17 protein-coding genes and 1 tRNA gene are annotated in these 21,702 nt (G+C 40.3%); 14 read left to right on the forward strand and 4 right to left on the reverse strand.

From position 1 onward, the window contains the following. The first annotated feature begins 47 nt into the window (after positions 1-47). Together BLO34_RS10155 and pyk are read left to right on the forward strand one after the other, a co-directional pair. Positions 48-533 (forward strand): IPExxxVDY family protein, encoded by a 486-nt coding sequence (locus tag BLO34_RS10155; RefSeq protein ID WP_090755006.1) that lies wholly within the window; start codon positions 48-50, stop codon positions 531-533. Beyond that, a complete protein-coding gene (pyk, locus tag BLO34_RS10160) occupies positions 533-1,966 on the forward strand; it encodes a pyruvate kinase (protein WP_090755008.1) in 1,434 nt (477 codons plus the stop codon). Before BLO34_RS10155 ends, pyk begins: the two co-directional genes overlap by 1 nt. Positions 1,967-2,044: 78 nt before the next feature. Here pyk and dinB read toward each other — a convergent pair whose 3' ends face one another. Next, a complete protein-coding gene (gene dinB, locus BLO34_RS10165) occupies positions 2,045-3,130 on the reverse strand; it encodes a DNA polymerase IV (RefSeq protein WP_090755010.1) in 1,086 nt (361 codons plus the stop codon). Between the two features lie 93 nt (positions 3,131-3,223). Between dinB and BLO34_RS10170 the strand changes: the two genes are divergently transcribed. The 4 genes from BLO34_RS10170 (at position 3,224) to BLO34_RS10185 (ending at position 7,702) form a co-directional block, all read left to right on the forward strand. Continuing rightward, positions 3,224-3,898 (forward strand): NAD(P)H-binding protein, encoded by a 675-nt coding sequence (locus tag BLO34_RS10170; protein WP_090755012.1) that lies wholly within the window; start codon positions 3,224-3,226, stop codon positions 3,896-3,898. A 67-nt stretch (positions 3,899-3,965) separates the two neighbouring features. Continuing rightward, complete coding sequence (locus tag BLO34_RS10175) at positions 3,966-4,886, forward strand: PfkB family carbohydrate kinase (RefSeq protein WP_090755014.1); 921 nt, start codon at positions 3,966-3,968, stop codon at positions 4,884-4,886. Positions 4,887-4,945: 59 nt separating this feature from the next. After that, on the forward strand, positions 4,946-6,844 hold the full coding sequence (locus BLO34_RS10180; RefSeq protein ID WP_090755016.1) for an amidophosphoribosyltransferase: 1,899 nt from the start codon (positions 4,946-4,948) through the stop codon (positions 6,842-6,844). Between the two features lie 117 nt (positions 6,845-6,961). Further along, entirely contained in the window at positions 6,962-7,702 is a 741-nt protein-coding gene (locus tag BLO34_RS10185) for a hypothetical protein (protein WP_090755018.1), read from the forward strand. Between the two features lie 62 nt (positions 7,703-7,764). On the opposite strand, the gene BLO34_RS10190 is transcribed toward BLO34_RS10185, so the two are convergent. After that, on the reverse strand, positions 7,765-8,373 hold the full coding sequence (locus BLO34_RS10190) for a superoxide dismutase (protein ID WP_090755020.1): 609 nt from the start codon (positions 8,371-8,373) through the stop codon (positions 7,765-7,767). A gap of 255 nt (positions 8,374-8,628) precedes the next feature. On the opposite strand from BLO34_RS10190, the gene BLO34_RS10195 reads away from it, so the two are divergent. The 5 genes from BLO34_RS10195 to BLO34_RS10215 all read left to right on the forward strand — a co-directional run bounded on the left by BLO34_RS10195 (position 8,629) and on the right by BLO34_RS10215 (position 18,171). Next, the gene (locus BLO34_RS10195) at positions 8,629-11,775 is read left to right on the forward strand and encodes a UvrD-helicase domain-containing protein (protein ID WP_090755022.1); all 3,147 of its coding nucleotides are present in this window, start codon (positions 8,629-8,631) and stop codon (positions 11,773-11,775) included. 40 nt (positions 11,776-11,815) lie between these two features. Continuing rightward, positions 11,816-13,015 carry a glycine C-acetyltransferase gene (kbl, locus tag BLO34_RS10200; protein ID WP_090755024.1) on the forward strand — a complete coding sequence of 400 codons (1,200 nt, stop codon included), beginning with the start codon at positions 11,816-11,818 and terminating at the stop codon, positions 13,013-13,015. Between the two features lie 109 nt (positions 13,016-13,124). Continuing rightward, the gene (locus BLO34_RS10205; RefSeq protein WP_090755027.1) at positions 13,125-14,510 is read left to right on the forward strand and encodes an OmpA family protein; all 1,386 of its coding nucleotides are present in this window, start codon (positions 13,125-13,127) and stop codon (positions 14,508-14,510) included. Positions 14,511-14,596: 86 nt separating this feature from the next. Beyond that, positions 14,597-17,335, forward strand: coding sequence for a PD-(D/E)XK nuclease family protein (locus BLO34_RS10210; protein ID WP_090755029.1), 2,739 nt, complete (start codon positions 14,597-14,599; stop codon positions 17,333-17,335). Continuing rightward, on the forward strand, positions 17,332-18,171 hold the full coding sequence (locus BLO34_RS10215; RefSeq protein ID WP_090755030.1) for an alpha/beta hydrolase family protein: 840 nt from the start codon (positions 17,332-17,334) through the stop codon (positions 18,169-18,171). Before BLO34_RS10210 ends, BLO34_RS10215 begins: the two co-directional genes overlap by 4 nt. Positions 18,172-18,236: 65 nt before the next feature. On the opposite strand, the gene BLO34_RS10220 is transcribed toward BLO34_RS10215, so the two are convergent. Then, positions 18,237-18,310: transfer RNA gene (locus BLO34_RS10220), tRNA-Ala, on the reverse strand. Between the two features lie 78 nt (positions 18,311-18,388). Here BLO34_RS10220 and BLO34_RS10225 point away from each other — a divergent pair. The 3 genes from BLO34_RS10225 (at position 18,389) to BLO34_RS10230 (ending at position 20,502) form a co-directional block, all read left to right on the forward strand. Further along, on the forward strand, positions 18,389-19,723 hold the full coding sequence (locus tag BLO34_RS10225; RefSeq protein ID WP_090755033.1) for an MATE family efflux transporter: 1,335 nt from the start codon (positions 18,389-18,391) through the stop codon (positions 19,721-19,723). Between the two features lie 192 nt (positions 19,724-19,915). Continuing rightward, positions 19,916-20,050, forward strand: a complete 135-nt coding sequence (locus BLO34_RS14780; RefSeq protein ID WP_262492262.1) for a hypothetical protein — start codon at positions 19,916-19,918, stop codon at positions 20,048-20,050. Then, positions 20,050-20,502, forward strand: a complete 453-nt coding sequence (locus BLO34_RS10230) for a 6-pyruvoyl trahydropterin synthase family protein (RefSeq protein WP_090755035.1) — start codon at positions 20,050-20,052, stop codon at positions 20,500-20,502. Before BLO34_RS14780 ends, BLO34_RS10230 begins: the two co-directional genes overlap by 1 nt. A gap of 270 nt (positions 20,503-20,772) precedes the next feature. On the opposite strand, the gene hemF is transcribed toward BLO34_RS10230, so the two are convergent. After that, positions 20,773-21,690, reverse strand: a complete 918-nt coding sequence (gene hemF / locus BLO34_RS10235; protein ID WP_090755037.1) for an oxygen-dependent coproporphyrinogen oxidase — start codon at positions 21,688-21,690, stop codon at positions 20,773-20,775. Positions 21,691-21,702: the final 12 nt, after the last annotated feature.

Genomic DNA, 21,702 nt, shown 5'->3' on the forward strand with positions numbered 1-21,702 from the left:
CACTGCTCAACAAACAGTAGTAGGTTACTTTTGTAGATTGATTTCTTATGGGTGTTCATAAATTAGTAGACTGGGATATGGAAGAAGAGCCATTTGTGCTCATAGGAATCCATTCCACAACAGAACCCTATAGAATGGCTTATTTTATAAATAAGTATCTCAAGGTTTGCTTTAAACGACAGTTAAAGGATCAAGACATTACTTTGCAGGATTATATTGCCAGGTATCCTGTTTATCATTATAGGGATGTTGATCAAAATGCTTCATTATATTTGATTCCCAATCATTGCAAAGCGCAAATCAAATCGATCTCAAGCGCTGGTTTGTTTGCCACCAATCAAGTAGATGAAATCAAATCAACTTTAATAAAAGAATATCGCACAGTGGATTATTTCTTGAAAATCGAGAAGGATCCAGAACATTTCCCGCTCAAAAAATTATTGAGCGATTTAAACCAAATACCGCAGGTGATATCTGTATATCAAACAGATACTGCCACTATAAAAAATACGGATTATTTAATTTTTGAATAATGAATAGCAATCTTAAGAAGACCAAAATAGTTGCCACTCTAGGGCCGGCAACATCAACAAAAGAAGTTTTACTAGAAATGATACGCGCAGGTGTGAATGTTTTTAGAATCAACTTTTCGCATGCAGATCACGAGGCTGTAAAAGAACGCGTTCAGATGATACGTGATCTCAATAAAGAACATGGCTTTGCTACTGGTATCCTAGGAGACCTTCAAGGCCCTAAGCTGCGTGTAGGAGTGATGTCTGAAGAGGTTGTCGTAAAACCTGGTGATCAGATCACATTTTCTACCGGTAAACCATTCAAGGGAACGGCAGAGCGTGTTTATATGAACTACGATCAATTTCCTAAAGACGTACAAGCCGGTGAGCGCATATTATTGGATGACGGTAAACTTATGTTTGAGGTCATCTCTACAGATCGTGAGAGTAATGTTGTGACTAAAGTTATTCAAGGTGGTCCACTACGTTCTAAAAAAGGAGTGAACTTGCCACAGACTAACGTTTCTCTTCCTGCATTGACTGAAAAGGATATCGTTGATGCAAAATTTGCCTGTGAATTGCAGGTAGATTGGATGGCACTTTCTTTTGTGCGCCACAGTCGTGATTTGATCCAATTGCAAGATTTGATTAAAGAACATTCTGAGCACAAGATTCCTATCGTTGCTAAAATCGAAAAACCAGAAGCAGTTAGAAACATCGACAAGATTGTGGCTTATTGTGATGGTCTTATGGTCGCTCGTGGTGATCTAGGTGTTGAAATCCCTGCGCATGAAGTTCCATTGATTCAAAAGCAACTGGTACTTAAAGCTAAAAACGCAAGAATTCCAGTGATCATCGCAACGCAAATGATGGAAACGATGATTACCAGCCTTACTCCTACCAGAGCAGAAGTGAATGATGTAGCCAACTCCGTTATGGATGGTGCCGATGCTGTGATGCTTTCAGGAGAAACATCTGTGGGACAATACCCAGTTCAGGTGATTGAGAAAATGGCGAGTATTTGCCGTGCTGTTGAGGACAGTGAATTGATCAAAGTACCTCACGATGCACCGCATATCAAAACCAAACGTTACATCACAAAATCAATTTGTTACCACGCTGCAAAAATGGCTGATGAGATCAATGCCAAGGCGATTACCACAATGACTAATTCTGGTTATACCGCGTTCCAGATAAGCGCCTGGAGACCAGCTGCCCATATCTTGACATTTACAAGCAATAGCCGCATATTGACACAACTTAGTTTGCTTTGGGGTGTTCAAGCATTCAACTACGATCGTTTTGTGAGTACAGATGAGACGATTGAAGACGTAAATAAATTTGCAAAAGACAAGAAGTTTGTAGAAAAAGGAGATTTCCTTATTAATCTAGCTGCTATGCCAGTAACTGAAAAAGGGATGGTAAATACCCTAAGAGTTAGCGAGGTAGATTAGATTACAAATTTTTGAATAATAGCAAAGCTGGAAAATCATGAAGTGTTTTCCAGCTTTTTTAGTTTGCACTGACAGCAATCAAAACTCAAACTCTAGTTGCACTTCGACAGGTTCTTCCTCTTCTTTGTCCTCTGTATTTAAATTGCTCAGTGAAAGTCCCAGAAGACGCACACTTTCGCGAAAGGATTCCTGACGTACCAGCTCTGTAGCGATTTCTAGGATTTCTTCTTTTTTGTTGATGTAATTCGCAATGGTTTTACTGCGCGTCTGCATCTTGAAATCACTGTATTTAATTTTGAGAGTGACCGTTTTCCCAGCGACATTATTTTTTGCGAGTCGGCGTTCGATTTCTTCGGCGATCTGGTTGAGTCGCTCCATCATGAAAATCTCACTGGAGATGTTGTCAGAGAACGTACGCTCTGCTCCCAGCGATTTTCGAATTCGGTCAGGTTTTACGGCGCTTTTGTGAATACCTCGTACAATGTTGTAATAGTGCAAACCGCTTTTGCCATAGTGCTCTGCGAGAAATTCTTTGGTTTTTAGTTTTAAGTCGGCGCCATTGAAGATACCGTGCTGATACATTTTCTCAGCGGTTACTTTTCCTATTCCGTGAAATTTCCGGATTTCCAGCTCTTCCAAAAACTCGAGAACCTCATCTGGAGTGATGGTTTTTTGGCCGTTAGGTTTGTTGTAATCGCTGGCAACCTTTGCAATAAACTTGTTGACGGAAATCCCGGCGCTAGCGGTAAGTCCTGTGGTTTCATAGATCCTGCGCCTAATATCGTAAGCGATGATGGTAGCGCTGGGATAATTAAGCTTGTTTTCAGTGACATCTAGATACGCCTCGTCAAGAGATAACGGCTCGACCAGATCTGTATAGTCCAAGAAGATTTCTCTGATTTGTTGTGAAACCTCTCGATATCTCTCAAATCGTGCTTTGACAAAAATCAAATCGGGACACAGTCGAGCTGCAGTAACACTAGGCATTGCACTGCGTACACCATATTTTCTAGCTTCATAACTCGCTGCCGCCACAACGCCACGCTTGCTGCTACCACCAACGGCAAGTGGTTTCCCTTTTAATTCTGGAGCATCCAGCTGTTCAACAGATGCATAAAAGGCATCCATATCCACATGTATGATTTTGCGATCTTCCAGATTCATGGTGCAAAATTAGTCGTTTGACAGAAGGTGTTCTCTTAAAATCTTGGCTAAAATCTAAGAAACAAATCCTAAGATCTGTGCTAATTTGCAACAATGAAAAAACAAGGATTGAAAGCCATTATCATAGGTGCAACAGGACTTACTGGATCTACATTGTTACAACAATTGCTGGAAGATAGCAGGTATAATGTGGTGATTACGCTTTCGCGAAAGCGAGTTCAAAAACAGCATTCCAAGCTACTAAGTTTTGAAGCAGACCTTTTCAAACCAGTGACTTTTGAGCATCACTTAAAGGGTGATCACTTATTTATTTGTACGGGAACAACTAAAGCGAAAACTCCTGATCCAAAGGAGTACTATCGCATCGAGCACGACTTACCAATAACCGTGGCAAGAGTTGCCCTTAAGAATGGCGTCAACACGATGGTAGCAGTATCTGCACTGGGCGCAGACCCAGATAGCAGATTCTCCTACAATAAAGGAAAAGGTGAAATGGAGCGCGATCTAGAACAACTAGGATTTGAGAACGCCTATTTTGTACAACCTGCGCTAATAGGTGGCGAGCGCGATGAAAAACGCACATTTGAAGCATTATGGAAGAAATTCCAAAAATTAATTGATCCACTACTAGTCGGCGGTCTTAAAAAATATCGAACTATTGAGCCCGAAGTTATTTCCCAAGCTATGATTGAGGTTGCGGTAAATGGTTACTCGAAGTCCCGAATCGAAAGTGATGAGTTGAAGCAAATTGTTGCCAACAAGTCATAAATCCTTATGATTAGCGCACTAAATATTGCCAACTAAATGGCGTATTTTTGCATCAAAATTGATCTTCATGAGTAAGTTGGTAGTAGTAGGAACTGTTGCATTTGATGCCATTGAAACACCTTTTGGCAAGACCGATAAAATTCTAGGTGGCGCCGCGACCTTTATAGGACTGGCCGCATCCCATTTTAATACTGAAGTTGGACTGGTAAGCGTCGTTGGTGGCGATTTTCCCGATAACTATTTAACCATGTTAAAAGATCGTGGTATGAACATAGAAGGAATAGAGATCGTTGCAGACGGCAAGACCTTTTTCTGGAGTGGTAAATACCATAATGACATGAACACTCGTGACACGCTCGCGACTGAATTGAATGTTCTTGCAGATTTTAATCCAGTGGTACCTGAGCATTTCAAGGATGCTAATGTAGTAATGTTGGGTAACCTTCATCCAGGTGTACAGTTGGGCGTTATCGAACAAACTAAAGATGCAGACTTGCATATTCTGGATACGATGAATTTCTGGATGGACAGTGCCTTAGACATGTTGAAAGATGTCATTGCTAAAGTTGACGTTATCACTATTAACGATGAAGAAGCACGTCAGCTTTCTGGAGAATACAGCCTTGTTGCCGCAGCTAGAAAGATCCATGAAATGGGTCCTAAGTATGTTGTGATCAAAAAAGGAGAACATGGCGCACTATTGTTCCACAATGAAGAAATCTTCTTTGCACCGGCATTGCCTCTTGAAGAAGTTTTTGATCCAACTGGTGCCGGAGACACCTTTGCAGGTGGCTTTGCAGGCTTTTTAGCAGCAAGCCGTGATTACAGTTTTGAAAATATGAAACGCGCGATCATCTATGGATCCAACTTTGCTTCCTTTGCTGTGGAGAAATTCGGAACCGAGAGAATGCAAACCGTTACCAACGATGAGATAAGCAAACGACTAGAGCAATTTAAAGCGCTCACAAAATTTGAACTAACTAACTAAAACATAACGCCCGGGAAATTCTCGGGCTTTTTTTATACCCATTTTGCCCTAGAAATAATATGAGCGACCAGTTAAAACATGAGTGTGGAATTGCCTTGATCAGGTTATTGAAGCCGTTGGAATATTATAAGGAAAAGTATGGTACCGCTTTTTATGGTATCAACAAAATGTACCTTATGATGGAAAAGCAGCACAACCGTGGTCAGGACGGCGCTGGTTTTGCCAGTATCAAACTAGATGTAAAACCAGGTCAGCGTTACATCTCAAGAGTACGTAGCAATGCGGCACAGCCCATTCAAGACATCTTTGCACAAATCAACAGTCGCATCAATGAAGAAATGGCTGCCAATCCTAAACTCAAAGATGATGTTGCCGGTCAAAAGACTAGCATTCCCTATGTAGGTGAACTATTGATGGGTCACGTGCGTTATGGAACTTTTGGAAAGAATTCCATTGAATCTGTTCACCCTTTCTTACGTCAAAACAACTGGATGCACCGTAACCTGATTATGGCTGGGAATTTCAATATGACCAACGTATTCAAGCTTTTCAATAAGCTGGTAGAGTTAGGTCAGCATCCTAAGGACATGGCAGACACCGTCACGGTCATGGAAAAAGTAGGTCATTTCCAAGATAACGAGGTGCGTAAACTATACAAGAAGTTTAAAAACGCAGGGCTTTCCAAAATGGAGGCCTCACCTAAGATTGCTGCAGAAATAAATGTCGCAAAAATCTTGCGCAAAAGTGCTCGCGACTGGGATGGTGGTTACGCGATGGGAGGTTTGATGGGTCATGGTGATGCCTTTTTACTGCGCGATCCGGCCGGAATACGCCCAGCTTATTACTATCAGGATGATGAAGTAGTTGTAGTAGCGAGCGAGCGACCTGTAATCCAGACAGCATTCAATGCAAAGTTTGAAGATGTACATGAGTTGGATCCTGGTAAAGCGATCATCATCAAGAAAAACGGTAGCGTTTCTTTAGAGCAGATAAGCGAGCCATTGGAGCGCAAAGCCTGCTCTTTTGAGCGCATCTATTTCTCTCGTGGTAGCGACGCAGAAATTTATCAAGAGCGCAAGATGCTGGGAAGATTATTGTTCCCTAAGATCATGGAAAAGATCGATAACGACATCGACAATAGCGTTTTCTCTTACATCCCAAACACCGCTGAAACCTCATTCTACGGAATGATTGAAGCTGCGCATCAGGTTTTGAACGAGCAAAAAAGAGATGCCATCATCGCAGGTGAAGGCAATCTAACTGCAGAGCAAGTGGAGCAAACGCTTTCGCGAAAGCTGCGTACCGAAAAGATAGCGATCAAAGATGCCAAATTGAGAACCTTCATCACTGAGGATTCCTCACGCGACGATCTTGTAGCGCACGTATATGATGTAACCTACGGTGTTGTAAAACCTACCGACCATTTAGTGATTATCGACGATTCCATCGTACGTGGTACAACACTGAAAAAATCTATTCTGAAAATGATGGATCGGTTGAATCCTAAAAGTATTGTGGTCGTCTCTAGCGCACCGCAAATACGTTATCCAGATTGTTATGGAATCGACATGGCAAGACTGGAAGGATTGATTGCATTTCAAGCAGCACTTCATCTACACAAAGATCGCGGCACCGAAAAGATCATTAAAGATATTTATGAAAAGTGCAAACTTCAATTAGAATATGAAGATCGCGATGTCATCAATTACGTTCAAGAATTCTACGCGCCATTTACAGATGAAGAGATCTCTGATAAAATAGCAGAATTACTTTCTGAAGAAGGCCTCAACGCCAAAGTAGAAATCATCTACCAAAAAGTAGAAGACCTTCATAAAGCATGTCCTAAAAATCTTGGCGACTGGTATTTTACAGGTGATTACCCAACAGATGGTGGTAACCGTGTTGTTAATCGCGCCTTTATCAATTTCTATGAAGGAAATGATGAGAGGGCTTATTAAAGTTCAATTATGTTATTTTTTGCTATTTATCTATTAGAATCAATTCTTAAAAGGAACTGAAAAACTGTATCTGACATTGGATCAATAATTGATGAAGACTAGTTAATCATCGCAATTATGAAAAACTATTTACCACTCATATTTCTTTTCTTTTCATTTTTTTCTACTGCCTGCAGCTGTGTTGTACCAACTATTACAACGAAATATGCTCAATCTGACTTTGTTGCAAACATTACAATTATTAAAAAGTATCCAAATACAGGAAGTGAGGAATTTTACAGAGCAGATGTAAGAATCAAGGAGCTATTTAAAGGAGAAAAGGTAAAATCGATTTACGTATCTGGAAGAAGCGACGGGAAAATTGGATCTTCTTGTAGTATTTACATACCAGAAGGCACTAATCTTATTGCTTACTCTCAGAGAAACAAAGGTGGATTTCTTAAAATTGGTATGTGCTCTGGCTTACTTTATCTAGATAAGGCAAGCAAATCTGATAGAGAAATTGAAATTTTAGAAGAGTTTAAGGCAAAAAATATAAGCTTCATAGATAAAATTAATTACCGTGAGAAATCTGATTTGAGAGGAAAGTTAAAGCAATTTGATGGTATCGAATTGGACAAAAAATTTGGGCTATTTCAGATTATATTGAATTCTAATTTATCTATTAAATCAGTAGAAGAAATCCATGGTTTCGCAAACACAATAGATGATGAACTAATTGTTGTTCTCAAGGAATCGAAGTGGATTGATGCCAGAAATCGGTCAAGAATTAATATCGCCCAAGACAGTAAAATATTGGTTGGATTTTACTATCATCCTAAAGCAAATGACAAATCTAGCTTTCTAACCTACTTTTAAATTGTACAAAAAATCCCTTCAACTAACGTTGAAGGGATTTTCAAATTTTATAAAGCTACAGACTACTTATTCTGAGCATATAATTTAGAAACTTCTTCCCAATTGATCACATTGAAGAATGCTTCAACATAATCTGGTCTTCTGTTTTGGTAATTTAGGTAGTAAGCGTGTTCCCATACATCTAATCCTAAAATAGGAGTTCCACCGCAGCCAGTATTTGGCATCAATGGGTTGTCTTGATTAGGACAGCCGCATACATCTAGTTTTCCACCTTCATGCACACATAAAAATGCCCATCCTGAACCAAATTGTCCTTTGGCAGTTTCAGAGAATTTTGTTTTGAAATCTGCAAAACTTCCAAATTTCTTGTCAATCGCGGTTGCTAGCTCGCCAGATGGCTCGCCACCACCATTTGGAGACATGATATTCCAGAACAATTTGTGATTATAGAAACCACCACCGTTATTTCTAACTGCTTTGTTTTCCATATCCAGTGAATTCAGGATATTCTCGATAGTTTTTCCTTCATGATCCGTGCCTTTGATGGCATTGTTCAATTTATCGGTATATCCTTGGTGATGCTTTGTATGGTGTATTTCCATAGTTTTAGCATCTATATGTGGTTCTAATGCATCGTATGCATAATCTAACTTCGGTAATTCAAAAGCCATTATATTAAGTTTTTAGTTAGTAATTCAGTAAGTCATAAAGTTAGTGTAGGAATGGGCTGCAATAAAATCGCGCGTGTTATAATATACTTAAAGATGAGCCTATGAATATACATCATAAGGTGCGGAATTAATTCCGTACCTTATGATGTGGCGATCAATATGGGTTTTTTAAAACGACTCTAATAAGTTCGCTTTCGCGAAAGCGAGATAGCTACCATCATCACGCATATCAAAGCCATTTTGCTAACTTTGAGCATGGCACATCAACCCACCACATTTTATAGTGCGAGCGCAGGCTCTGGCAAAACCTACACGCTGGCAAGAGATTACCTGACGCTGCTTTTCAAAAGCGATTTCAACAATGGTTACCGAGAGATTCTCGCCATTACGTTTACCAACAAAGCTGTTGCAGAAATGAAACAGCGCATCCTAGAAAACCTACACGCTTTCACACAGGTAGATCTCCCACAAAACCTAATTGCAATTAGGGACCATATCAAAGCAGAAACTGGTCTGGACAACGCCGGCATTCAAAAAAAGGCAAGAAAGATCGAGCAGAAGCTGCTCCACGATTATGCCGCATTTGATATTGTTACCATTGATAGCTTTAATCACAGGATCCTTAGAACTTTTGCGCGTGAGGTAGAATTACCCGATGGTTTTGAGATTGAGTTGGACAGTGGCCGCCTGATTTCTAAAGCCATACACAACCTTATCGCAAGAGCTGGAAAGGAAAAACAACTCACTGATTTACTGGTTGACTTTTCACTCTCGAAAATTGATGACGGCAAAAGCTGGGACATCGAGTTCGATCTGCACAACATCGCCGTACTCATATTGAGCGAATCACACTACAACTACATCCAGCAACTCAAGGAAAAATCAATTGAAGATTTTCTTGAACTGCGCAAGCAACTACGTTCCTACATCAAAACTGCCCAAACCGATATCATTTCAAAAGGCAAGAAGCTACTCGACTATTATACTTCAAATGGCTTGACTCAAAACGATTTCTCAGGAAAATCTCGTGGGATTTATGGCTGGATTCAAAAGATAGGAACGGGCAATATCCCAGCAAATGGCCAACAAAAATATCTAGAAAAAGCCCTTACAGATTCCATTGCAGGATCGACCAGTGCCGGCAACCAATCAACTATAGATGCCGTTCAAAGTGACCTTGTAGACTTGATTCAGACATTTCAAGAGAACTCTGGAACCATCGCGCTTCATCAAAATGCTCTTTCTTCCATAACCGCATTATCACTACTTAATGAATTAATGCATGAGGTGGACAACATCAAACAGGACGAGCAGATCGTTCCCATCTATGAATTCAATGGGATTCTTTCCAAACAGATCAAGGATCAACCAGCACCGTTTATTTATGAGCGGTTGGGTGAACGATACCGTCATTATTTTATAGATGAGTTTCAGGATACCAGCAAGATGCAATGGGAAAACTTGATGCCATTGATTGAGAATCCGTTGGTGCAGATGCGGGATGATGGAACTAAAGGTAGTTTGATGCTGGTAGGCGATGCTAAACAATCCATTTATCGCTGGCGCGGCGGTGATGCAGATCAGTTTTTGGGGATTTTAGGAAGTGGTCAATTGTTCCTTCAAGAAAAACAAAACGAGACCCTGGATACCAACTGGCGCAGTTTTGACACGATTATCAAGTTCAACAATGAGCTTTTCAAACATTACGGCAGCTATTTGAACAGTGATTTATATAAAGAACTATACGAGAACTTCCTGCATCAGGAATCCACCGATAAAACAGGTGGTTATGTCCAGATCGACTTTTTGGATAGTGATGAAAACGAAAATTTAGAGGCCGATCTTGAACTAAATAGCGTCTATCCTATTCACGTCAAGCGCCAGATTGATCAGGCGCTGACAAATGGTTTTGGGCCTAGCGAGATTTGTGTTTTAGTGCGTAAGAAAAAACAGGGCGATGAGATCGCGCGCTATCTGGTGCGTCAGGACATGAGTGTCGTGTCTGCAGACAGTTTGTTGGTCGCTGCATCGCCACGCGTGCAGTTGCTGGTGCAGTTTATGCACATGTGCATGTATACAGAGCAGCAACAGCCACGCTATGAGTTTTTGTTGCAATATGCTGTTCTCAAAAACCAACCGCTCATCCATCAATTCATTCAGTCACACTTGCAGTCTGACATTGATGTGTTGACTAGAGATCTTTTAAGCGGTGATGATGATGTGTATCTCGCTTTCGCGAAAGCGCCATTATTTCAAGCCACAGAAAAAGCAGCGGACGCATTGGGACTTTTTGAAGATCATGACATGAGGCTGCAGGCGTTTTTAGAACACGTATTTGAATTTGGAACTGGCTACGATAAAACAGCATCAGGATTTCTGGAATCGTGGGAAAACAAACAAACTGGCTTGAGCGTACCAGCCGCAGAGGATCCTAGCGCCATACAGATCATGACCATACACAAATCCAAAGGATTGGAATTTCCCGTGGTCATCGTTCCCTACTGTGATGTTTTATTAGAAGAAATGCGAGATGCAGCAGGATGGATGCCCATAAATGCTGAGAATTACTTAGGATTTGAACATTTATACATATCACTTAAAAAAGAGTGCTTGCTCTATCCAGAACCAGCGCCAGCGATGTACAATGAGCAGCTTGCCAAAGCGCAAATGGATCAGATCAACACCTTATATGTAGCATTTACAAGAGCCAAAGAACAGTTGTTTATAAGCTGTTTTGAGAATAAAAAGGAAAAAAATAATTACAGCAAAGTCCTCATGGAGTTTGTGGAAAATTCAAAATGGAGTTTAGAACAGAAAACAGAATACAAAACAAGTAATCATGGATCTCCAGCAAGAATTACAGAAGCTGAAGCAACTACAGCAAGTATCTTGATGGAGGATTATTTTGTTAGCGAACGAGTGGATCGTATTGATATTTCTACCAGAAAGGGAATGTTATGGGCCAGTGAAGCCATGGAAGCCATTGATGCGGGAACGCAATTGCACGATTACTTATCGATGATTCAAGATGTAAATGATCTTGATCGTGTTGAAAAGGCTATAGGTCTGGACAGGTCTCTGGATGATAATGAAGGAAAAAAACTATATGAAAAAATTCAAAGGATAGTAAGTGATTCAAAACTTGCTGAATATTATAAAGATGGTATTCAAGCAATTAATGAGCGAGCTATTCTTACTAGCGATGGCAGCAAATCCATTCCGGACAGACTGGTTTTTGATGATAAAAAGGTTACGGTGATTGACTACAAAACTGGAAACGAAAGTCCAAAACATAAAACTCAAGTAAATCGTTATGCAGATTTACTTTCATCAATGGGTTACAGCATTGAACATAAAATACTGATCTATACGGACGATCTGCACATCGTCAAGTGGAGCTAGAACCTACAGAGTTCTTACCTTTGAGAAAAAGAAGAAAACTATGTACGGAGCAATAGGAGATTATCTAAAAAAAGAACTTGAAGAAATCAAAGATGCAGGACTTTATAAAAAGGAACGCATTATTACATCACCACAAGATGCAGTCATCACATTAGATGATGGTAGTGAGGTGATTAACTTCTGTGCTAATAATTATTTAGGATTAAGCTCGCATCCTGAAGTTATTCAAGCCGCAAAAGATACGTTGGACTCTCATGGTTTTGGAATGAGTTCGGTTCGCTTTATATGTGGAACTCAAGACATCCATAAAGAATTGGAACAAAAACTCGCCGAATTCTATGGTATGGAAGACACCATACTATATGCGGCATGTTTTGATGCGAATGGTGGCGTTTTTGAACCGTTATTAGGTAAAGAGGATGCAATTATTTCTGATTCCTTAAATCATGCTTCTATCATTGATGGTGTTCGTTTGTGTAAAGCAATGCGTTACCGATATGCCAGCGCAGACATGGCAGATTTAGAGAAGCAGTTGCAAAAAGCCAATGACGACGGAGCCAGACATAAAGTGATTGTAACCGATGGTGTTTTCTCCATGGATGGAATTTTGGCACCATTAGACAAAATCTGTGATCTCGCAGATAAGTATGATGCATTAGTTATGGTAGATGAATGCCATGCCGCAGGATTTCTAGGCGACACTGGTCGCGGATCTTTAGAAGCAAAAGGTGTTTTAGGTAGAATAGATATCGTTACAGGAACTTTAGGAAAAGCATTAGGCGGCGCCATGGGCGGTTACACTTGTGCAAAGAAAGAAGTTATTGAAATATTGCGTCAGCGTTCAAGGCCTTACTTGTTTTCCAATTCCCTAGCGCCTTCGATTGTTGGCGCCTCGATAAAGGCGTTAGAATTGATAGATTCTAGTACAGACTTGATTGAGAAAGTACAGTCTAACACGGCATACTTTAAAAAAGGAATGAAAGAATTAGGCTTTGATTTTATTGATGGCGAGAGTGCTATTGTACCAGTCATGTTATATGAAGCAAAACTGTCTCAGCAGATGGCAGATATGCTTTTAGAAGAAGGAATTTATGTCATTGGATTCTTTTTTCCTGTTGTTCCAAAGGAAAAAGCAAGAATAAGAGTGCAATTAAGTGCGGCACATTCTCAAAAATATTTAGATAAAGCTATAAAAGCCTTTGAAAAAGTAGGGAAATCATTAGGAATTATCAAAAATTAACATTTAATTCAAGCTTGAATTGACGTATTAGGATAATTTTATTGTTTAAGCCTTGCAAATGTTTAAGAACCAATTAATTTTGCGACGTTGTAAATCTAAAAAACCCAACATGAAAAACTTTATTAAAATCTTTATTGCCAGTGCAGTTTTACTTTCTGCTTCATTGGTACAAGCACAAGACGAGACCAATCGATGGTCTGTTGCATTAGGAATTAACGCTATTGACTTTTATTCAATCGACGGTGGAGATGATAACCTTGGAGGATATTTCGAGGAACTTGTTGATGTAAGTGATTACAATATTTTACCTGCTCCATCAAGACTAGAGATAGGTTACTATGTAGGTGATGGAATTGTTGCTACCATCGCAGGTTCTGCTAACTCTATAGACAATGTTTATGAAATGGACGTTGAGGATTTATTTTACGTTAGCGTTGATGGAGGATTGAGATATAACTTAAGAGAAATCTATAACGGTAGCGATTTTTTCAATCCTTACTTAGGTATAGGTGGATCATATCAATTCATTGAAGACATTTCTTTTGGTACATTTAATGGAACTATAGGTTTCGACGTCAAAGTTGCTGAGAATATTTATTTTAATCTTCAGACTACTTACAAGCATCCTTTTGAGGATCAAAATGGTGTATTTGCAGCTGAAGGTCCAAGACACTTCCAACATGTTGCGGGTGTGAAATTTGTATGGGGAGCTGTTGATACTGATGGTGACGGAATTCCAGATAGTAAAGATGATTGTCCAGAGACTCCAGGTCTTGAGCAATTTAACGGTTGTCCAGATTCTGATGGTGATGGTATTAAAGACAGTGAAGACGAATGTCCTTACGTAGCAGGCCCAGCAGAAACCAATGGTTGTCCAGATTCTGACGGTGATACTGTTCTTGACAAAGATGACAAATGTCCAGAGACTCCAGGTCTTGTTGCTTTGATGGGTTGTCCTGATAGCGACGGTGACGGTATTGCAGATGGTGATGATGAGTGTCCTAATGAGGCTGGTCTAGCTAAATTCAATGGATGTCCTGATACTGACGGTGATGGTATTGCTGATAAAGATGATGAATGTCCAAATGAGGCTGGTGTAGCTGAATTAAACGGATGTCCTCGTCCTGCAGTTCCAACTGTACAAGAACAAGAGCAATTGAATGCTTATGCTAAAACAATATTGTTTGAATTGAACAAATCAGACATTCAAGCTCAATCAGCTCAAACTTTATCTGATATCATTGATATCTTGAAAAAATATCCAGAGTCTGAATTCTCTATCGATGGTCATACTGATAGTCAAGGTTCTGAAGCTTACAACCAAAAACTTTCTGAGGAAAGAGCTAACTCTGTACTTAGGTACTTAGTGAATGGTGGAATTGAAGCTAATAGATTATCTGCAGAAGGTTTTGGAGAATCTAAGCCTATCGCTACTAACAGCACTGCCGCAGGTAGACAACAAAACAGACGTACTGAAATCAACTTGAAAAAGTAATTGATTAACGTCTTTCTAAATAGAAACGTCATCCATACGGATGGCGTTTTTTTATGCCTTATTTTTAATAGTCTCAAACCATACCCATGCAGGAAACCTTTATCGGCAAAACACTTGATAGCCTTGTTTCTAAAGGATTTCATTTAGATGAGCTAAGCTATATCGTTCCTAGTAGAAGGGTTGGTGTTTTTCTAAATAAAGAAATATCACAGCGCTATAACAAGCCTATTCTAGCGCCTGTCACACTTAGTATAGAAGACTACATTCAAGAACTTTCTGGACTTCACATCCTGTCCGACCTTGATACCTTACCCTATTTCTACCAAGCATATTGTAATATTGAGCCCATTGAAAAGAGAGACAGTTTTGACGCTTTCATTGGTTGGGCACCTACAATTTTGAAGGATTTTAATGAGGTAGACCGGTATTTAGTCGACCCAGAGCAGTTTTTTGAATACTTGGGTAACTATAAAGCGTTAGATACAGATAGGCATTGGTCCCTAGAGGCCAATCCTACACAAATGGTTACCCAATATCTTGATTTTTGGAAGAAGCTTTTTCTTTATTATAAAGCGCTTCACAAGGTATTGGAACAAAATGAAGTTGCATATCAGGGAATGGCGTATCAAATCGCTTTCGCGAAAGCGAACTCATCGAAATCCATTTCAAAACCAAAAAATCCATTGGTATTTTTAGGCCTCAATGCACTGAATACCGCAGAGTCTAAAATCATCCAGCAATTATTGGAGAATGACGGCGCAGTGATTTATTGGGATACCGATAGCTACTTCTTAGAAAACTCCTACCACGAGGCGGGAAAGTTTATAAGAAATCATCAAGAGGAATGGAAATACTATCAAGATCGAAAAATCGATATTATAGGATCGGGTTACAGGCAAAGTAAATCCATAGAAATAATAAGTGCTACTGGAAATTTAGGCATGGTTCAAGCGGCACGCAAGTATCTTACTAAGATTAGTGAGGAAGATCTGCTGGATACCGCTGTAATTCTAGCAGATGAACAATTGCTTTTACCGCTGTTAAATGCCTTGCCGGATAACATTGATGCTTTCAATGTGACTATGGGATTGAGCTTGGACCAGTTACCTATCAGTTCCTTCTTCATGGATCTGTTTCAGTTACACAAGGAATCTACTGATGGTACTTTTTACTACAAGAATGTAACAAAACTACTAGAATCATCGATTGTCAACCTTATCGCTCCAGATGAATCAATAAAAGCGTTGCAACAGATAAGGGAACATAATCTTATTCAAATCAAACCTAATGATTTTACAGGTAGAACATTTCCTTTTTTAAATAGTGTTTTACTAAATATAAAGCAACCTAACGAAATCGTTGAACTCTCCAACAAACTACTAAAACAACTGAAAGATGTTCTTATAAAAAAACGGGATAGTCGTCTTGAACTAGAACAGTTGCTGGGAATGACAGAGGTCATCGACGAACTTTCTGATCTTATACGGGATAATTCAAGTATAAAAGATTTAAGGACTTTGGAATATCTACTCAGACAACTATTACCACTTAAAAAGCTAGATTTTATAGGCGAGCCTGTTCAGGGATTACAGATTATGGGTTTGCTGGAAACGAGAGCGCTGGATTTCAAGAACATACTTATGCTGTCTGTCAACGAAGGTACGCTACCGGCAGGAAAGTCATTTGGTTCGTACATACCTCATGAAATGAAAAGGGCTTTTGATTTGCCTACTTATACCGAGAAGGACAGCATTTACGCTTATCACTTTTATCGCCTATTACATCGTTGCGAGAACGCCACTTTTATATACAATGCCGAATCGGATACATTAGGTGGCGGCGAAAAAAGTCGTTTTCTTTTGCAGCTGGAACGCGATGAAAACATCCAGCACAAATTGACGCATACCAGTTATTACCACAAAATAAATGCCGTCACAAACGAATTGCTGGAGATCAAAAAAGAGCTCATCTACTTTGACCGATTAATAGAAATAGCCTCCAAAGGATTTTCACCATCTGCATTGACCAGTTATGTGCGCAATCCCATAGATTTCTTCTCCAGTAAAATCTTACGCATTTCAGATTTAGAAGATGTAGAAGAAGACATTGCTCTCAATACGATGGGATCCATTATTCACGAGGCGCTTGATAAATTATATCAGCCCTACCAGAATAAGATTCTGATAACAGAAGATTATAAAAAGATTGAAAGCCAGATAAAAACAGAACTGGATCTTGCGTACGCTAGCTGCTACACTTCTGCTTCAAACCCATTGGGAAAGAATAAGATCATTTACGAAGTCTCGCATCACTACATAAAGAAGATGATTGCCTTTGACAAAAAAACCGTACAGCAGTCAGATGAGTTTATTATCAAAAGCGTTGAGCAGGACCTATCAACTATTGTTAAAGTACCCAACATTGGCAATGTGAAATTTCACGGAAAAGTGGATCGCGTTGATATTGTCAATGGCGTCCTAAGAATCATTGACTATAAAACTGGAAGCGTATCAAAAGGCAACGTAGGTATTGAAGTGGATGGCTATGAGGCTATCATTACAGACTACCAAAAATCAAAGGCTTTTCAAGTCCTCATGTACGCATATCTATACATGAAGAATAACCCATTGGTCACACTACAAGCTGGTATTATAAGTTTTAAAAACTTTGGTGAAGGTTTTATCTCATTCGGGATTAAGAATGGTCGCAGTTACGAGCCAGTTGTTATTGATCTGGATATCTTGGAGCAATTTGAAATCCAACTTGTCGACCTAATAACCGAACTATTTGATCCAGAAATTCCGTTAAAAGAAAAGGAAGTATGAAAAAGAGTAACATTCAAATACCCGCCGAAAATAATAAAGTAATACTATTGGACTATGAGTTCATTGATGGCGCCTCCAATCTACCTGTGGTAATATTTTGTCATGGGCTCAAAGGATTCAAAGATTGGGGCGCGTGGGATTTGATGGGTTCCGCTTTCGCGAAAGCGAACTACCTATTCATCAAATTCAACTTCTCACACAATGGCGGCACACCTGAAGAGCCCATCGATTTTCCTGATCTAGAAGCTTTTGGAAATAACAATTATAGTCTCGAAGTAAGAGACCTAAAGCGAGTGTTGGACTGGTTAGAAACTTCTGACCTACCAGCAGATCTTTCAAACATCAATCTTATGGGTCATTCCAGAGCTGGCGGAATCACAACCATCACATCAGCAAAAGATCAGCGCATAACTCGATTAATCACCATGGCTGGAGTAGCGGATTATGAAGAGCGATTCCCTACAGGTAAAAAATTAGAGCAATGGAAAAAGGACGGCGTCTATTATGTGAAAAATGGACGCACCCATCAGGACATGCCTTTCTATTACCAGCTATATGAAGACTTTCAGGAAAGCAGGGACGACCTCCACATTTTAAGCGCTGCAGCTCAACTCAGCATCCCTCATTTGATTGTTCATGGAACTTCAGACCCTACGGTTGATGTTCAGGATGCCCATCGATTAAAAAACAAAAGCACGCACAGTCAACTTGCTTTGATACGAGGAGCTGACCACGTTTTTGGAGCATCCCATCCATGGAAATCTGACCTAATGCCTAATGATTTGCGACAGGTGGTGCAGTGTTGCGTTAATTTTTTGAATGCATGTCCTGCCTGAACGGTTTAAAATTTGAGGATCACCATAAACGAAAAAACGCAACCTAACAAGGTTGCGTTCTTCAGTGGAGAATACCGGATTCGAACCGGTCACCTCTTGCCTGCCAGGCAAGCGCTCTAGCCAAATGAGCTAATCCCCCAAAAATTGTGACGGCAAATATACACTTTCCAGCCTTTTCATTGCGATAAATCAAATTCTTAACCAGTAAGTTTGCAGCGTGAAACCTGTCGTCAACATATCTACTAACGATATTCTCAAACTCGCCTTTCCAGCGATTATTGCGGGAATAGCAGAGCCCGTTATCAGCATCACAGATATTGCTATCATAGGCAATATGGAGAACAATAGTGTGGATGCACTGGCAGCAGTAGGACTTGCGGGCGCCTTCTTGAGCACCATTATCTGGACACTCGCACAAACCAAAACCTCTATCTCCAGCATCGTTTCAAATGCTTTGGGAAATAAGTCACTGGAAAAAATCAATGATCTCATCCCACAAGTCATATGGATCAATATAGTATTGGGATTCCTTATTTATGCCATTACTGCTCCGCTCGCGTCCTTCATTTTTGATCTTTACAGCGCACAAGGTGAAGTCCTCAACCTCACGGCTTCCTACTACCAGATACGCGCTTTAGGCTTTCCATTGACGCTCAGTGCTTTTGCAATATTCGGAATATTTAGGGGTCTTCAAAATACAAGTTGGGCGATGATTGCCAGCATCTCTGGTGCGATCGTGAATATTGGATTGGACTATCTTTTGGTTTACGGTGTTGATGGATGGTTTGATGGCTTGGGACTGACCGGCGCCGCCATTGCGAGCCTAGTGGCACAAACAACGATGCTTATCATTGCCTTGTTTTACTTTTTTACCAAAACACCATTCAGGATTTTCATCAATCAGTGGAAACCTCATTTCCTATTGGGTCAACACATCAAACTGACTGCAAACTTTTTCCTGCGCACGCTAGCCATCAACGTGTGCATCTATCTATCCTACCGCTATGCAAATAGTTATGGCGTTGAAGAAGCTGCGACCCACGCCATTCTTATGAACATCTGGCTGTTCTTTTCCTTCTTTATCGATGGTTTTGCAAATGCAGGAAATGCCATAGGCGGCAAACTACTGGGTGCTCGAGATCGTGAATCTCTCAAGTATCTAGCGCTTAAAACAAATACGTTCGGTATAGGTGTTTCCATTGCGCTGGCCTTGATCTGTGCGCTGTTTTACAACTATATAGGTGGCTGGTTTACAGACGATTCACAGGTTGATCTGCTCTTCATCAACACCTTTTTTATCATTCTTCTCATGCAGCCCATCAACGCCGTGGCGTTCGTTTATGACGGTATTTTCAAAGGCTGGGGCGAGGCACCTTACCTGCGCAACCTGCTACTAGTCGTGACCTTAGCTTTTTTCATTCCAGTGCTGCTGGTATTGGATTATTTCGGTTTTGAACTCAAGGCCATCTGGCTGGCATTTTTTGCATGGATGATAGGTAGAGCCGTCTTATTGCACCTAAAATTCAGGAAAAGGCTGGAGAAAATGGTTTGATGATTTTGGGACTTTATGCTTTCGCGAAAGCGAACTAATATCTCATTTTTCACATTTGGACGTTGCCTGCGGCCGCGCTATCCGTTGCAATCTTTTTATGCTGCTCGCGCATCGATAAAAAGGATTTCCACTTCTATCCCTAACGCGACCTCTGTGCTAGACAATTGGTATCTTTGCATCAAACTTACAGGCATGCTTGCTCTACTTCAAGAAGAAAACTGGTTTATCCAACTTTCCCGATTCATGGGTGGCGTTGGGATCTTTCTAGTGATTGGGATTATTCTCATAGTCGTGGTTGTTTACAAGAAATTTTTTAAGAATCGCTAATGGGAAGTGTGCGCATTACTAAGGAGTTCACGTTTGAAACCGGTCATGCCTTATACGGTTATGACGGCAAATGTCGCAATGTTCACGGGCATAGTTATAAGCTGGCGGTGACGGTTATAGGCGAACCCATCATGGATTCTGACAACGTGAAATATGGGATGGTGATCGATTTTGGCGATTTGAAGAAAATAGTCAAAGAGGAAATTGTGGATCCATTTGATCACGCGACCGTTTTCAATAAGAACTCGCCACATGTGGAACTCGCCAAAGAACTTGAATCCCGCGGTCACGAAGTCATCCTAGCCGATTACCAACCTACCAGCGAAATGATGATTCAGGACTTCGCAAAAAAAATAGGCGACCGCTTACCTAAAAACATCAAACTATTCTCCCTACGACTACGCGAGACCGAAACCAGCTATGCAGAATGGTTTGCGAGTGATAATAATTAGTGGAGTTAGGAGTTAGGAGTTAGGAGTTAGGAAAATGCTTATTCCAATCCGATCTAGCGCTATATCTAAGCGAGAAATCAATTTTTTATCTCTAAAATTTCGCAGAAATAAGTCTGGTAGCCGGACTTTGAAAAGACTGTACACCTTTGATTTACCAATAGTTGACCTTGCTTATTTAAAAAATAAATTTTTTAATAATTCAACAATTGGCAATTTTGGAACTTGGACTCTGAACTCTGAACTCTGAACTCTGAACTCAAAAATTAACGATTAACTCATAATCCAATCCCGCGGGTTCTCCAACACCTCAACTAATTCGGCTTCTTTGGATCCAGGTTCTGGATGATGGTCGTATTTCCATTGGACTATTGGTGGTAGACTCATTAATATACTCTCAATACGTCCATTAGTCCTCAAGCCGAATAGCGTTCCCTTATCATGAACAAGGTTGAACTCTACGTAGCGACCGCGGCGTATTTCTTGCCATTCTATGTTTTCTGTAGAAAATGGTAGATCCTTTCTTTTGTTTACAATTGGTACATAAGCATCTAGGAAATGGGAAGCCATATCCTTCTGGAATTCTAGCCAGTCTGCCATAGAGTGATTTTCATCTGCACGGCAATAGTCGTAGAAAAGACCACCTATGCCTCGCGCTTCATTCCTGTGCGCGTTATGAAAGTAGGTATCGCATCTTTCCTTGAAATTTTGATAATCTGCAACATCATGTCTATCACAGGCATCCTTACAAACCTGATGGAAATGTCGAGCATCTTCTTCAAAAAGATAATACGGCGTTAGATCCAGACCACCACCAAACCAACAGTCGACAAGTGATCCAGTTTTATCATACATTTCAAAATACCTGAAGTTGGCATGGACGGTAGGTACCATTGGGTTGACTGGATGAATCACGAGACTGATTCCAGTTGCATAGAAATCGGCATCCTGAACGTTGAAATACTTTTGCATGGCCAGCGGCAAAGCTCCATGGACCGCACTAATGTTCACACCACCTTTTGCAAAAACATCGCCATCCTGAATAATTCGGGAAAAACCGCCGCCACCTTCCTCACGATGCCATTCGTCTTCTTGGAATTTGGAGTTGCCGTCCAGACTTTCGAGTTTAGATGTAATGATGTTTTGGAGTTCTTTGATAAAAGAAAAGAAAGCGTCTTTTTGGGAATCCATAAGGTTAAAGTC

The sequence above is a fragment of the Nonlabens sp. Hel1_33_55 genome (assembly GCF_900101765.1).
In the GTDB taxonomy this organism is placed as follows: Bacteria; Bacteroidota; Bacteroidia; order Flavobacteriales; family Flavobacteriaceae; genus Nonlabens.